Source organism: Glaciimonas sp. PAMC28666 (assembly GCF_016917355.1).
Lineage (GTDB): Bacteria > Pseudomonadota > Gammaproteobacteria > Burkholderiales > Burkholderiaceae_D > Glaciimonas.
In genome coordinates, this window is sequence record NZ_CP070304.1 from 3,566,977 (window position 1) to 3,580,037 (window position 13,061).

At 52.0% G+C, this 13,061-nt stretch carries 10 protein-coding genes; all 10 read left to right on the plus strand.

The window, feature by feature from the left end:
• Positions 1-51: 51 nt before the first annotated feature.
• The 10 genes from JQN73_RS15230 (at position 52) to JQN73_RS15275 (ending at position 12,725) form a co-directional block, all read left to right on the plus strand.
• Positions 52-1,182: a GlxA family transcriptional regulator gene (locus JQN73_RS15230; RefSeq protein WP_205319703.1), complete on the plus strand. Its 1,131-nt coding sequence runs from the start codon at positions 52-54 to the stop codon at positions 1,180-1,182.
• A 248-nt stretch (positions 1,183-1,430) separates the two neighbouring features.
• Positions 1,431-2,351, plus strand: a complete 921-nt coding sequence (locus JQN73_RS15235) for a choline ABC transporter substrate-binding protein (RefSeq protein WP_240162581.1) — start codon at positions 1,431-1,433, stop codon at positions 2,349-2,351.
• A gap of 219 nt (positions 2,352-2,570) precedes the next feature.
• On the plus strand, positions 2,571-3,773 hold the full coding sequence (gene fdhA / locus JQN73_RS15240; protein ID WP_205319705.1) for a formaldehyde dehydrogenase, glutathione-independent: 1,203 nt from the start codon (positions 2,571-2,573) through the stop codon (positions 3,771-3,773).
• Positions 3,774-3,952: 179 nt separating this feature from the next.
• On the plus strand, positions 3,953-4,840 hold the full coding sequence (purU, locus tag JQN73_RS15245) for a formyltetrahydrofolate deformylase (RefSeq protein ID WP_205319706.1): 888 nt from the start codon (positions 3,953-3,955) through the stop codon (positions 4,838-4,840).
• A gap of 556 nt (positions 4,841-5,396) precedes the next feature.
• Complete coding sequence (locus JQN73_RS15250; protein WP_205323395.1) at positions 5,397-6,776, plus strand: L-serine ammonia-lyase; 1,380 nt, start codon at positions 5,397-5,399, stop codon at positions 6,774-6,776.
• A 93-nt stretch (positions 6,777-6,869) separates the two neighbouring features.
• The gene (locus JQN73_RS15255) at positions 6,870-8,114 is read left to right on the plus strand and encodes a sarcosine oxidase subunit beta family protein (protein ID WP_205319707.1); all 1,245 of its coding nucleotides are present in this window, start codon (positions 6,870-6,872) and stop codon (positions 8,112-8,114) included.
• 58 nt (positions 8,115-8,172) lie between these two features.
• Complete coding sequence (locus tag JQN73_RS15260; RefSeq protein WP_205319708.1) at positions 8,173-8,508, plus strand: sarcosine oxidase subunit delta; 336 nt, start codon at positions 8,173-8,175, stop codon at positions 8,506-8,508.
• Between the two features lie 14 nt (positions 8,509-8,522).
• A complete protein-coding gene (locus tag JQN73_RS15265) occupies positions 8,523-11,567 on the plus strand; it encodes a sarcosine oxidase subunit alpha family protein (RefSeq protein WP_205323396.1) in 3,045 nt (1,014 codons plus the stop codon).
• A 43-nt stretch (positions 11,568-11,610) separates the two neighbouring features.
• Complete coding sequence (locus JQN73_RS15270) at positions 11,611-12,273, plus strand: sarcosine oxidase subunit gamma (RefSeq protein WP_205323397.1); 663 nt, start codon at positions 11,611-11,613, stop codon at positions 12,271-12,273.
• Positions 12,270-12,725, plus strand: a complete 456-nt coding sequence (locus JQN73_RS15275) for a dihydroneopterin aldolase (protein ID WP_205319709.1) — start codon at positions 12,270-12,272, stop codon at positions 12,723-12,725. Before JQN73_RS15270 ends, JQN73_RS15275 begins: the two co-directional genes overlap by 4 nt.
• The last annotated feature ends 336 nt before the right edge of the window (positions 12,726-13,061 follow it).

A 13,061-nucleotide genomic window follows, 5' to 3' on the forward strand; every position in this document is an offset into this window, starting at 1 on the left:
ATGGGCGGGGGACTTCTCCCGCGCATAAAGTGGATGACGGACGGAGACCACATGGCGTCGCAACAAGTACCGGTAACAGTTTTACTGCAGCCTGCCGGCTTAACGGCCGCTCACAATCGTACCGAGGTCACAAAATTTGGTGGCACCACGCATTTTGGCTTTCTGACGCTTCCGAACTTTTCGATGATTGCGTTCTCTAGCGCAATCGAAGTATTACGTATGGCGAATTACATCAGCGGACAGCCTCTTTATCGCTGGTCCGTGATTAGCCTGGATGGCCAGTCTGTGCCAGCTAGTAATGGTTTACCGGTATCGCCGACGCTGACGCTGGAGCAAGCCGGTATTCCGGACGTTTTATTTGTTTGTGGTGGCGTGCATATTCATGATGCCGTCAATGAAAAACTGAGTGCATTTCTGTTAAAACTGGCACGGTCCAACGTCAAGCTGGGAGGAATTTGCACCGGCAGCTATGCATTGGTCAAAGCCGGTCTGATGAACGGTTATCAATGCGCGATACATTGGGAAAATATTTCTGCGCTGCGTGAGGAATTTCCCAAGGTGCAGTTCTCTGAAGGCTTATTTGCGATTGACCGGGAGCGATTGAGTTGTTCTGGCGGCACCGCCCCGATTGATCTGATGTTGCACCTGACCGCTGCCAGCTTTGGTAAAACGTTAGCGGCCGAAATTTCAGAGCAATTCATTCTTGAACGCATAAGAGATAGCACCTATCAGCAACATATTCCGATTGCGGCGCGATTGGGATTTAGTCGGAAGGAGTTAATTGAAGTCGCACGTTTGATGGAGTCGCATATTGAAGAGACCTTGCCTTTTGATGAGATAGCGAGGCTGGTTGGCTTATCACAACGCCAGTTACAGCGTATGTTCAAATATTATCTTGATGTCACCCCGACACATTATTACTTGCAACTGAGGTTGCGACGCGCCCGCGAGTTGTTGCTTCAGACCGCCATGTCGATTATGAGCGTCACCGTAGCATGCGGATTTCAGTCGTCCTGCCATTTCAGCAAAGCCTACCGCAATCAGTTCGGTCGGTCTCCAAGCGGTGAGCGCCACTTGCATCATCCGTTTCTTGCTGCCGCCGACCACTTACCCTTGCTCGATGCCATCGGTTTACCTGAGCGATCCGATCTGGAAAATATTTTTGACGCTGATGGACAATAGCATGTCGCAATCTATCCACGTTGCGCGATGAACCGCGTGTAATTTATGGGTATTGGACGACGCGCCTATGTTGGCCCGTCAATGCTGGCTCGGGTAATAAACAATTCTCCAAATCAGTAGATCGAAAAACATGTCCACTTTTGGCACCAGTTTATGGGTGCGCACGTAAGCTCTTTGTTCGGAGAATATGAATGAAATCATTTAATCGTGCGGTCGCCGTTCGCATCGCTCATGTCGTCGGTATCGCTATGGGGACACTGGGCGCTTTAGCCCTGGCAAATGCTGCATCTGCGAGCGAACCTCAAGCTTGTAAAAATGTCCGTTTTGCCGATGTGGGCTGGACCGATATTGCGGCCACCACCGGTCTGGCCTCGGTGGTGTATGACGCTCTGGGATATCACTCAACGAAAACGATCGCTTCTGTGCCGATCACTTTTGCCGGGATAAAAAATAAGCAGATCGATATATTTCTTGGCTATTGGTCGCCAACGATGGACCCGATGATCGCCCCCTTTTTGAAAGACAATAAGCTCAAGGTATTAGGTGCACCTAACCTGACCGGGGCCAAATATACACTTGCCGTGCCGACTTACGTCTTCGACGCTGGCCTGAAAACATTCGCCGACATCGCCAAATATTCCAAAGAACTTGACGGAAAAATATATGGTATTGAGCCAGGTAATGATGGCAATGCGGTGATTTTGAAGATGCTCGGAAAAAACGAATTCAACCTGAAAAGTTTTAAGTTAATTGAGTCAAGTGAAGCCGGAATGATGGTTGAGCTGGGTCGTGCGGTAAAGCAAAAAAAATGGATCGTATTCCTCGGCTGGGAACCGCATCCGATGAACGTTCAACAGAAGATTAGTTTTCTAACCGGTGGCGATGACGTGTTCGGACCCAACTACGGTGAGGCAAAAGTTTATACCGTTATCCCTGCCGATTATCAAACGCGCTGCCCAAATGCCGGACAGCTAGCCCAGAATTTGCACTTCACAACCGACATGGAAAATCAGGTGATGTTACCGATTATGGACAGAACTGATCCTGAAGTGGCGGCAAAAGCATGGCTTAAAAAGAATCCCGAAGTTCTCAATAAATGGTTGGCGGGCGTCAAGACGTTTGATGGTAAGGACGGATTGCCGGTTGTCAAAGCAGCGCTCGGACTATAAGGCCTATCCCTATAGCTTCCTGTCTTTATTGTCCGGATCGCTGTCAATGCAAAAACGACATAGAGCGTGAAGGAAAGCGTGATAACTAGCGAGATAACGTGATAAAGCAGGAGGCCAGTAACGCTCCGGAAGAATCGTTCGCTGACTTGGCGTATTTTATTTGTTCAGTGACTTTTTTTACCGGAATATACACTCTGATTCCAATCAGGAGGAGATCATATGTCAGAAAATCGTGGTGTCGTTTATGTCGGTGACGGCAAGGTCGAAGTACATTCCATTCCATTTCCGAAACTGGATAATCCCCAAGGGAGGAAAATTGCGCATGGCGTGATTCTAAAAGTTATTTCAACCAATATTTGTGGCTCCGATCAGCATATGGTCCGTGGTCGAACCACGGCCCCGACCGGTTTGGTATTAGGGCACGAAATCACCGGTGAAGTCATTGAATGCGGTTCAGACGTTGAAACGCTAAAGAAGGGCGATCTGGTATCAGTTCCGTTCAACGTCGCTTGTGGTCGTTGCCGCACCTGCAAAGAACAACACACGGGCGTGTGTGAAACCGTCAATCCGGCGCGGGCTGGTGGTGCGTATGGCTACGTCGATATGGGCGGCTGGATCGGAGGACAGTCGGAATATGTGATGGTGCCGTATGCAGACTTTAACCTATTACGCTTTCCGGATAAAGATCAGGCAATGTCCAAGATCCGCGATTTAACATGTTTGTCAGACATTTTGCCGACGGGTTACCACGGTGCTGTTACCGCAGGAGTGGGGCCAGGTACGACGGTATATGTCGCCGGGGCCGGTCCGGTCGGACTTGCGGCAGCAGCCTCTGCCCGCTTGTTAGGGGCGGCGGTGGTGATTGTCGGCGACGTAAATCCTTTACGACTGATCCACGCCCGCAACGTCGGTTTTGAGACGGTTGATCTATCGCTCGATGCTACACTGAGCGATCAGATCGAAAAAATCCTGGGAACCCCTGAAGTGGATTGTGCTATTGACTGCGTCGGGTTCGAGGCGCGCGGTCACGGACACGCCGGGGCACAAGAGGAAGCACCAGCGACGGTCTTGAATTCATTGATGGAAATCACACGGGTTGCTGGCAAGATCGGCATTCCCGGGCTGTACGTCACTGAAGATCCGGGCGCTACCGATCCTGCTGCAAAAAAAGGCAGTCTGAGCATACGTCTTGGGTTGGGATGGGCCAAGTCGCATAGTTTCCACACCGGGCAAACGCCGGTGATGAAGTACAACCGGCAATTGATGCAAGCGATTCTATGGGATCGGATCAAGATCGCCGACATTGTCGGGGTTGAAGTTATCACCTTGGACAACGCGCCAAAAGGCTATGAACAATTCGACGCCGGAGCACCCAAGAAATTTGTAATCGATCCGCATAATCTTGTGAAGCGCGCGGCCTGATGGAGCGAATGGAGGACGCCAGGGAATTTCATCGATAGGTGACGCTTGGAGGATGCCCCATTTCAAATAAAAGAGAGCTTGATCGACATGACGTGATCAAGCTCTTTTTGACTCCTGGCGCTATTAATCATAGCCAGTCTTTTACATTATCTTATGACGCTTAATAAAAAGGTTCTGCCATGAAAAATACATCGATTTACGGCCTTACTTTATCCTGCCCAAGCGAGGTTGGACAGGTTGCTGCCGTTGTCAAATTCCTTGCTGATCGCCAGTGCTACATTGCAGAAATTGCCGTCTTTGACGACGATGATTTTCATACGTTTTTTCTACGATGCATTTTTCGCACACCTAAGATAACGTCGACACAAACGGGAGACCTGGTTGCTGATGATTATGCCACTTTATGTGCCGATTTTTCTGTGATAGCTGAACAGTTTGGCATGCAGTGGCAGATTCACGATATGCACCATCGCCCTAGAGTGGTGGTCATGGTCTCAAAGCTGGACCATTGTCTCGCCGATTTACTGTTCCGTTGGAAAATGGGCGAGTTGCCGATGGATTTTACCGCGATCATTTCGAATCATGCCGATCTGGCACCGCTGGCGGCGGCGCACGATATTCCCTTTCACTATTTACCGGTGACGCCCGCAACCAAGGAGCGGCAAGAGGCCGAGGTATTGTCACTGATCGAAGGTTACGGAGCAGAATTGATAGTGTTGGCGCGTTATATGCAAATATTTTCAGAAGAGACCAGCGCCAGATTGCGTGGCAAGGCAATTAATATCCATCACTCCTTTTTACCCAGTTTCAAAGGAGCCAAACCGTATCATCAGGCCTATCAACGCGGGGTTAAACTTATCGGTGCGACAGCGCATTTCATTACCGATGATCTGGACGAAGGTCCTATTATTGAACAAGCGGTCGAGCGCGTCGACCATACCTATACCCCGGAAAAATTGTTGGCGGTCGGACGCGATGTGGAGTGCCTTGCATTATCGCGGGCGGTGCAATATTTTATTGAACACAGGTTATTCATCAATGCCAATCGGACGGTGATTTTACAATAGCCCTTTACCGCGACGGCTCTTAGGGGCCGAACCTGTCCGAACGGCTTGAGGCTTGCCTGCATGGGGTCTTGTGCCCTAAGTCTTCTGCCTTTAGCCTTCTGCCTTTCGCCTTTCGCCTTTCGCCTTCTGCCTTCTGCCTTTAGCCTTTCGCCTTTCGCCTTTCGCCTTCTGCCTTTAGCCTTCTTCTCAGCATTATTCCCTCTCTTTTTATATTTGTGGGCGAGATCTCATTTGCCGAGAGTTCCCTCGTGGTATGAGCGCGCGGGAGCTAACGCCGCCAAACTTCCCCAAAAACGACATCCCTTGTCGGAAAAATACAAACGCCCGTCATCTTTGGAAAATAGTTGCCGTTCTGTTGGATCAAGAATGGATCAAAGAAAAAGCGAATAGTCCGAGCGTCTCAATCAGCGACGTTTTGCCGGGTTTTTGCCCAGCGGATACGCCGCTGCGGGATCGGGAAAATCTGATTTCGGTCGTCGCCATTTCAAATATCGTATCTACCTCAAGGAGTTGTGATGCTTGGTCCCCGCAATGGTTTTTGTTATACAAGCAAGCGATGAGCCTCAGTACATTTGATCTGTTCAAGATCGGTATCGGCCCATCAAGCTCGCATACGGTCGGGCCGATGATTGCGGCTGCGCAGTTTTCCACGTATTTGTTGGAGACTGGTTTGCTGGGTCAGGCCAGGTCGGTGCGTTCCGAGTTATACGGATCGCTGGGCGCAACCGGCAAAGGTCACGGTACTGACAAGGCGATTTTACTGGGACTGGAAGGATATTTGCCGCACCAGATAGATCCGGATTTTGTCGAACCGAGGCTAGCCGAGATACGTCGATCCAAACAACTGCTGCTCAATGGGACCCACCCCGTAGCCTTAAGCGAAAAAGAACATTTACTCTTTTTTCGCCGTGAATCGCTGCCCCGGCACCCAAATGGCATGCGCTTTCTGGCGTTAGATGAATGTGGCGAATTGCTGGCACAAAAGGAATATTACTCCGTCGGAGGTGGGTTTGTTGTTAGCCCGGAAGGCCAGTCTGTGAACGCAGGACCGGTTGACGGAGACGATGTCAGCTATCCATTTCATTCAGGCGATGACTTGCTGCGAATCTGTCGGGAAGAGCGTTTGAGCATCGCGCAGCTAATGATGGAAAACGAAAAGCATTGGCGTAGCGCCGAGGAAGTTCGCAGCAAGCTGCTGGGTATATGGGACGTGATGGCTGGCACCATCAAGCGCGGTTGTATCACCGATGGTGAGTTGCCGGGGCCGATGCGCGTTAAGCGCCGTGCGCATGCGTTATCGCAACAATTACGGAACCGCTCGGAGGAATCGCTGAACGATCCATTGTCGATGCTGGATTGGGTCAATCTTTATGCGATGGCAGTCAATGAAGAAAATGCCGCGGGTGGCCGAATTGTCACCGCACCGACCAATGGCGCTGCGGGAGTGATCCCGGCGGTATTGCAGTATTACATCAAATTCGTGCCTGGCGCCAATCTGGACGGCGTGATGACTTTCCTGTTGACGGCCGCTGCGATTGGGCTGATCTACAAAGAGAACGCCTCTATCTCAGGTGCCGAAGTCGGTTGTCAGGGCGAAGTCGGCGTCGCCTGTTCCATGGCTGCTGGCGCGCTTGCGTCGGTGCAGGGCGGCAGTACCGAGCAGATTGAAAATGCTGCCGAAATCGGCATGGAACACAACCTTGGCATGACCTGTGATCCGGTCGGTGGTCTGGTCCAAATTCCGTGTATTGAGCGCAATGCGATGGGCGCGGTCAAGGCAATCAATGCAGCAAGAATGGCATTGCGCGGCAACGGCAAGCATTATGTATCGCTCGATAAGGTGATCAAAACCATGATGCAAACCGGTGCCGACATGAAGACCAAATATAAAGAGACATCGCGCGGAGGATTGGCGGTCAACGTCATCGAGTGTTGACTCTGCGCAAGCCACCAAGTTTATGTCTTACCCATTCATCCCAAAACAGCTATCCAAAATTGCACCCGGTGCGAGCCCTTTTTTAGGAAAATCATGAGTAATTATTCAATATTCAGTTTGATTCGTAACGGGCTTTCTTACCATGAGAACTGGCAGCGCGCCTGGAAAAGTCCGGAGCCGAAAACTGAATATGACATTGTCATTATTGGCGGTGGCGGCCATGGTCTGGCGACGGCTTACTATTTGGCAAAAGTACACGGCCTGCGCAATATCGCGGTGATCGAAAAAGGCTGGATCGGCGGCGGGAATACGGCCCGCAACACGACGATCGTTCGTTCTAATTATTTGTGGGACGAGTCTGCGGGTCTGTATGAAAAAGCCATGCAACTATGGGAAGGCCTGTCCGAAGATTTGAACTATAACGTCATGTTTAGTCAGCGCGGCGTGATGAATCTGGCGCATACATTACAGGACGTGCGCGATACAGATCGCCGCATCAATGCCAATCGGCTGAATGGCGTTGATGCGGAATGGCTGACCCCGGCGCAGGTCAAGGAAATCGTACCAATCATCAATCTGAACAGCCACTATCCGGTGCTAGGCGCATCGTTTCAGCGACGCGGTGGCGTCGCTCGCCACGATGCGGTGGCTTGGGGCTACGCCCGCGGGGCGGATGCGCGCGGCGTCGATATTCTGCAAAATTGTGGCGTGACCGGCATTCGCCGCGAAAATGGTGCGGTAACCGGTGTAGAAACCGTCAAGGGGTTTATCCGGGCTAAAAAAGTCGCGGTGGTCGCAGCCGGTAGTTCAAGTCTGATTGCCAGCATGGCGGGGATTCGATTACCACTGGAAAGTCATCCGTTGCAAGCGCTGGTATCCGAACCGATCAAACCGATCATCGATACCGTCGTGATGTCTAACGCCGTCCATGCGTATTTAAGTCAGTCCGATAAAGGTGATCTGGTGATCGGGGCGGGTGTCGACCAATATACCGGTTATGGGCAACGCGGCAGCTATCAGACCATCGAGAGCACGTTGCAGGCGATTGTGGAAATGTTTCCGGTGTTGAGTCGGGTGCGGATGAATCGTCAATGGGGTGGAATCGTGGACGTTTCACCCGATGCTTGCCCGATTATTTCGCTTACCGATATTAAGGGTCTGTACTTTAACTGCGGCTGGGGAACCGGCGGTTTTAAGGCAACGCCCGGATCGGGTTGGGTGTTTGCGCACACCATCGCTAACGATAGCCCGCATCCGCTGAATGCGCCGTTTTCGCTCGATCGCTTTTACACCGGCCATCTGATCGATGAGCATGGCGCAGCAGCGGTAGCGCATTAAGTCCTGAAAAATACACCAATGCTGTTTTAACACAATAGTCTGACTCTGGAGAACCACCATGTTATTGATCACTTGCCCCTGGTGCGGGCCGCGTGCAGAAAGCGAATTTCATTGCGGCGGAGAAGCGGATATCGCTCGCCCCTTAAATACAGAGAATTTAAGCGATAAAGAATGGGGCGATTATCTCTTCATGCGTAAAAATCCACGCGGTATACATCGCGAACAATGGGTGCACAATCAAGGTTGTCGACGCTGGTTCATGGCCGAGCGCGACACCGTAACCTATGAATTTTTGCGGTATAGCAAATTTGGCGAGGGCGCAGCGCGGAAGGCCAACGCTGCAACGACCCAATCGTCCGCAGAAACCGCTGTCGTCAAAGGGAGCGCAGCATGAACGCGGTAACTAAGATGCATACACCAATAGATTCTGAGGTCGGTACCAAGCCAACCAGGCAAAGTCATCGTTTGGCGGAGGGCGGCCGAATCAACCGGCAACAACCGGTCACATTTTCCTTTAACGGAAAAACCTATCAGGGTTTTCATGGCGATACATTGGCTTCTGCCTTGCTCGCCAATGGTGTCCATTTTGTTGCCCGCAGCTGGAAATATCATCGCCCACGCGGTATCGTCACCGCTGGCGTTGAAGAGCCGAATGCACTGGTGCAGCTGGAGACCGGCGCATACACGGTGCCGAACGCCCGTGCTACCGAACTTGAGCTTTATCAAGACCTGACCGCAACCAGTGTCAATGCCAGGCCAAACATCGAAAATGATCGGATGGCAGTGAATCAACTCATTGCACGATTCATACCGGCTGGCTTTTACTACAAAACTTTTAAATGGCCGCGCAGTTGGTGGGGCAAGTATGAAGAGCTGATCCGCGCCGCTGCGGGGCTGGGTAAGGCACCTGCCGAGCTTGATCCAGACCGTTATGAGAAAACCTATGCGCATTGCGATGTATTGATCGCCGGCGGTGGTCCAGCCGGATTGGCGGCCGCCTGGGTTGCCGGAAAATCTGGTGCCCGGGTGATTCTGGTCGATGATCAGGCGGAACTGGGCGGCAGCCTGCTGTCCGGTCCGGCTGTCATTGATGGCAAGGCTGCCACCACGTGGGCTGCGCATATCGCCGCCGAGCTGCGCAATATGCCGGAGGTGACGGTTCTCACCCGGAGTACCGTTTTTGGCTATCAGGATCATAATCTGCTGACCGTAGCAGAACGGTTGACGGAGCACCTGCCCTTGGTCGCGCGTGGGAAACTGCGCGAGCGATTATGGAAAGTCCGGGCTCGGCATGTGATTCTGGCAACCGGTGCGCACGAACGTCCTATCGTGTTCGGCAATAACGATTTGCCCGGCATCATGTTGGCTTCCGCAGTGTCCACTTACATACATCGATTTGGCGTATTGCCAGGTCGCAATGCGGTGATCTTCACGAATAATGATGACGGCTATCAGGCCGCGCTGGACCTGAAAAGTGTTGGGGCGCAAGTGGTGGTGATCGATCCGCGCGCTGTCAGTGATAGTAGCTTGCCCGCGTTGGCAAAACGGCTGGGTATCACCGTCATCAACAATGCGGTAGTGGTCGCCGCCAAAGGCGGGCGGCACGTCAGGTCGGTAGAAGTGACCACTCACGCCGACGGCGTCCCTGGCACGACAATAAATACCTTTTCCTGCGATCTGATCGGAATGTCAGGCGGTTGGAATCCGGTATTGCATCTTTTCGCGCAATCAGGTGGTAAAGCCCAATGGAATAACGACAAAGCCTGTTTCGTCCCCGGCTCCCCAATGCAAAAGGAAACCAGTGTGGGCGCTTGCAACGGCGACTTCAAACTGGGTGGTGCATTGCGTGACGGGGCACTCGCTGCACAACACGCGGTTAACGTTTTAGGATTCAAGCTGGCGGTGGTGCCGACCTGGAAGGTGGCCGATATTGCGGAAGCGGCGATTCTGCCTTTATGGTTGGTGGGAGATCGTCAGCGCGTCGGGCGCGGTCCGAAACAATTCGTCGATTATCAAAATGATGTTTCTGCAGCCGATATCTATCTTGCAGCGCGTGAGGGCTATCATTCGGTTGAGCACGTGAAGCGCTACACGGCATTGGGTTTCGGCACCGATCAGGGCAAGCTGGGAAATATTAACGGCATGGCGATTTTGGCCGAAGTCTTGGGCAAGACCATTCCGGAGACCGGCACCACGACCTTCCGTCCGAACTATACGCCGGTAACATTCGGCACTGTAGCAGGGCGCGAATTGGGCGATTTCCTGACGCCGATTCGCAAGACCTGCATCCATGAATGGCATGCAGCGCGGGGCGCATTATTCGAAGACGTCGGTAACTGGAAACGCCCCTGGTATTATCCGCGCGGCAATGAAAACCTGCACGCCGCGGTGGCGCGTGAATGTTTGTCGGCGCGTAATAGCGTGGGGATACTGGATGCATCCACGCTTGGGAAAATCGATATCCAGGGACCGGATGCGATCACATTGCTGAATTGGATGTATACCAACCCGTGGAACAAACTCGAAATCGGCAGATGTCGTTATGGCTTTATGCTTGATGAGAACGGCATGGTGTTCGACGATGGCGTGACAGTGCGTCTGGGGGAGCAGCATTTTCTGATGAGTACCACTACGGGCGGCGCCGCACGGGTGTTGGACTGGATGGAACGCTGGTTGCAGACCGAATGGCCGGACCTGAAAGTTAACCTGACCTCGGTCACCGACCATTTTGCGACCTTTGCCGTGGTCGGTCCGAAGGCTCGTCAGGTATTGCAAAAGGTCTGCAAGGACATCGATTTTTCGAATGCAGCATTTCCGTTCATGTCATTTCGGGAAGGAACGATCAAGGAGGTCTTCACCCGTATCATGCGGATCAGTTTTTCTGGCGAGTTGTCGTACGAGGTCAATGTACCTGCAAACATGGGCCGCACCATTTGGGATGCCATTATTGCGGCTGGCGAGGAATTTGATATCACGCCCTATGGGACTGAAACCATGCATGTCTTGCGGGCAGAGAAGGGCTACATCATCGTCGGTCAGGATACCGATGGTTCGGTTACGCCGTTTGATCTGGGAATGGGTGGTTTGTGCGCAAAATCCAAAGATTTTCTAGGCAAGCGCTCACTCACGCGCTCTGACACTGTTAAGGAAGGACGCAAGCAACTGGTCGGCTTGTTGACTGACGATCCCGCTTATGTGTTGCCGGAGGGTGGGCAGATTTTGAACGCTCCCCTGGATGGCCAGGTCCCATCGACCAAAATGATCGGACACGTAACGTCGAGTTACTTCAGCCCGATTTTGCAGCGCTCAATCGCGTTTGCGCTGATCAAAGGAGGATTGAGCAAGATGGGCGAGAGCGTCACGGTTCCGACCGCATCGGGCGGTTTTGCCAATGCCAAAATTAATAGTCTGGTTTTTTACGATGTCGAAGGAGTTCGTCAACATGTTGAATGATGCCAACCACCTGTCCCAGGATAGCCATGCTGGCGATCACAAGATGCCTTTGCCGACGATCAATCTGTCCGGCGGTGTGAAAATGGAATCACCGTTAATCGGCGTTGCGGGAGTAATGGGGCCGCTTTCGTCCGGTGTCAATCAGGCCTTTAGTGTTTACGAGCGACCTTTTTTGGAATTGATCAATGTAAAAGGAGAGGTTGATTCCGATGTTTTTCTGGCGGGAATCAAAGCGGCAACCGGGGTGGTTTTACCGATAGTGCCGAATACCGTTGCGGAAGGTGAAGACTACGTCATTTATTGGCTCGCTCCTAATGAGTGGTTGATTCAGTCAACCCAACCACGGGTGCCAGTGCTTGACGCTGCATTAAGTAAGTTGCTGACCGGACAATTCGCCGCAGTGGTGGATGTCAGCAGCGGCAACACGACGCTAGTGATGTCAGGTGAAAAAGTCCGCGCCGTGTTGCAGAAAGGGTGTCCCTTGGATTTTCACCCCAGAGTTTTCACTGTCGGACAGTGCGCGCAAAGTCATTATTTTAAAGCGGGCGTCGTGCTGCGACCGCTCGGCAATGGGAATGTTGAAGTCATAATCCGCCGCAGCTTCGCTGATTATTTTGGGCGCATTCTGGCAGATGCTGCCGAAGAGTATCTGAGGGAGCATCGCGGGGAGTATGTCGAGGAGTATCCCGAGGAGCATCTTTCATGAAAAGTGACAATCTTGTCAGCGGTGTCCGCTGGCAAATATTTATCGAAGGGCTACATTTGATGACGTTTGTGGGCTTGCATGCGCATGAATATCAACAACAGCAAGCGGTCGAACTGGATATCGAAATGTCCTATCGGCCAGCCTGGCAGGATGATAAATCAGGTGAGCAAGCTGACCAGGCCGAATCGATTATCGACTACGACAAATATTGCACGTTGTTATCAACGTTTATGCAATGTAAGCCGCATACGCGTTTGCTGGAGACCTTGGCCTCAGAGGTCGCCAGCCTATCATTTCGTGACTATCCCATGCTGGAGGAGATCAAGGTTGCCATTCATAAACCAAAGATTCGGGAGAACGCGGCAAGATTGGGCGTTTCTGCCTGCTGGACACGGTGGAGTTATGAAACATTGCTGATTCCACAACCGCAGGAAGCAGCGCTGCATGCATAGCTGTGCCCTGATTGCACATCGATCAGAAATATCCAAATTTAACCAACTGACCGGTCGAGCTTGGGAGTGCGTCTATGATAGGTAGCTTGAGCGCAATGCCCAAATGATCGGGTGAATTCCCTTTTTTGTTGAAACGCTGCGCGTGTGTAAATAGATGCGTATAAGCAAGGCCTGCAAATTTGCAGGCTTTTTGTTTTGTGGTGAGACCTGAGGTGAGAGAAATTTGCCGTTAGTTTTTAATTTTTTTCGTGGCGGCTATCCGTATCGGCTATTATTTCGTGCACGCGCTTGAGCGCTGTGCCGGCATCTAGCAAGATGCGGTAGTTGATGGTCCAT

What these genes read in the sequence shown, in the direction of transcription:
- JQN73_RS15230 (WP_205319703.1), top strand. Translation starts at nt 52, where the DNA reads ATGGCGTCGCAACAAGTACCGGTAACAGTTTTACTGCAGCCTGCCGGC.
- JQN73_RS15235 (WP_240162581.1), top strand. Translation starts at nt 1,431, where the DNA reads ATGGGGACACTGGGCGCTTTAGCCCTGGCAAATGCTGCATCTGCGAGC.
- fdhA (WP_205319705.1), top strand. Translation starts at nt 2,571, where the DNA reads ATGTCAGAAAATCGTGGTGTCGTTTATGTCGGTGACGGCAAGGTCGAA.
- purU (WP_205319706.1), top strand. Translation starts at nt 3,953, where the DNA reads ATGAAAAATACATCGATTTACGGCCTTACTTTATCCTGCCCAAGCGAG.
- JQN73_RS15250 (WP_205323395.1), top strand. Translation starts at nt 5,397, where the DNA reads ATGAGCCTCAGTACATTTGATCTGTTCAAGATCGGTATCGGCCCATCA.
- JQN73_RS15255 (WP_205319707.1), top strand. Translation starts at nt 6,870, where the DNA reads ATGAGTAATTATTCAATATTCAGTTTGATTCGTAACGGGCTTTCTTAC.
- JQN73_RS15260 (WP_205319708.1), top strand. Translation starts at nt 8,173, where the DNA reads ATGTTATTGATCACTTGCCCCTGGTGCGGGCCGCGTGCAGAAAGCGAA.
- JQN73_RS15265 (WP_205323396.1), top strand. Translation starts at nt 8,523, where the DNA reads ATGCATACACCAATAGATTCTGAGGTCGGTACCAAGCCAACCAGGCAA.
- JQN73_RS15270 (WP_205323397.1), top strand. Translation starts at nt 11,611, where the DNA reads ATGCCTTTGCCGACGATCAATCTGTCCGGCGGTGTGAAAATGGAATCA.
- JQN73_RS15275 (WP_205319709.1), top strand. Translation starts at nt 12,270, where the DNA reads ATGAAAAGTGACAATCTTGTCAGCGGTGTCCGCTGGCAAATATTTATC.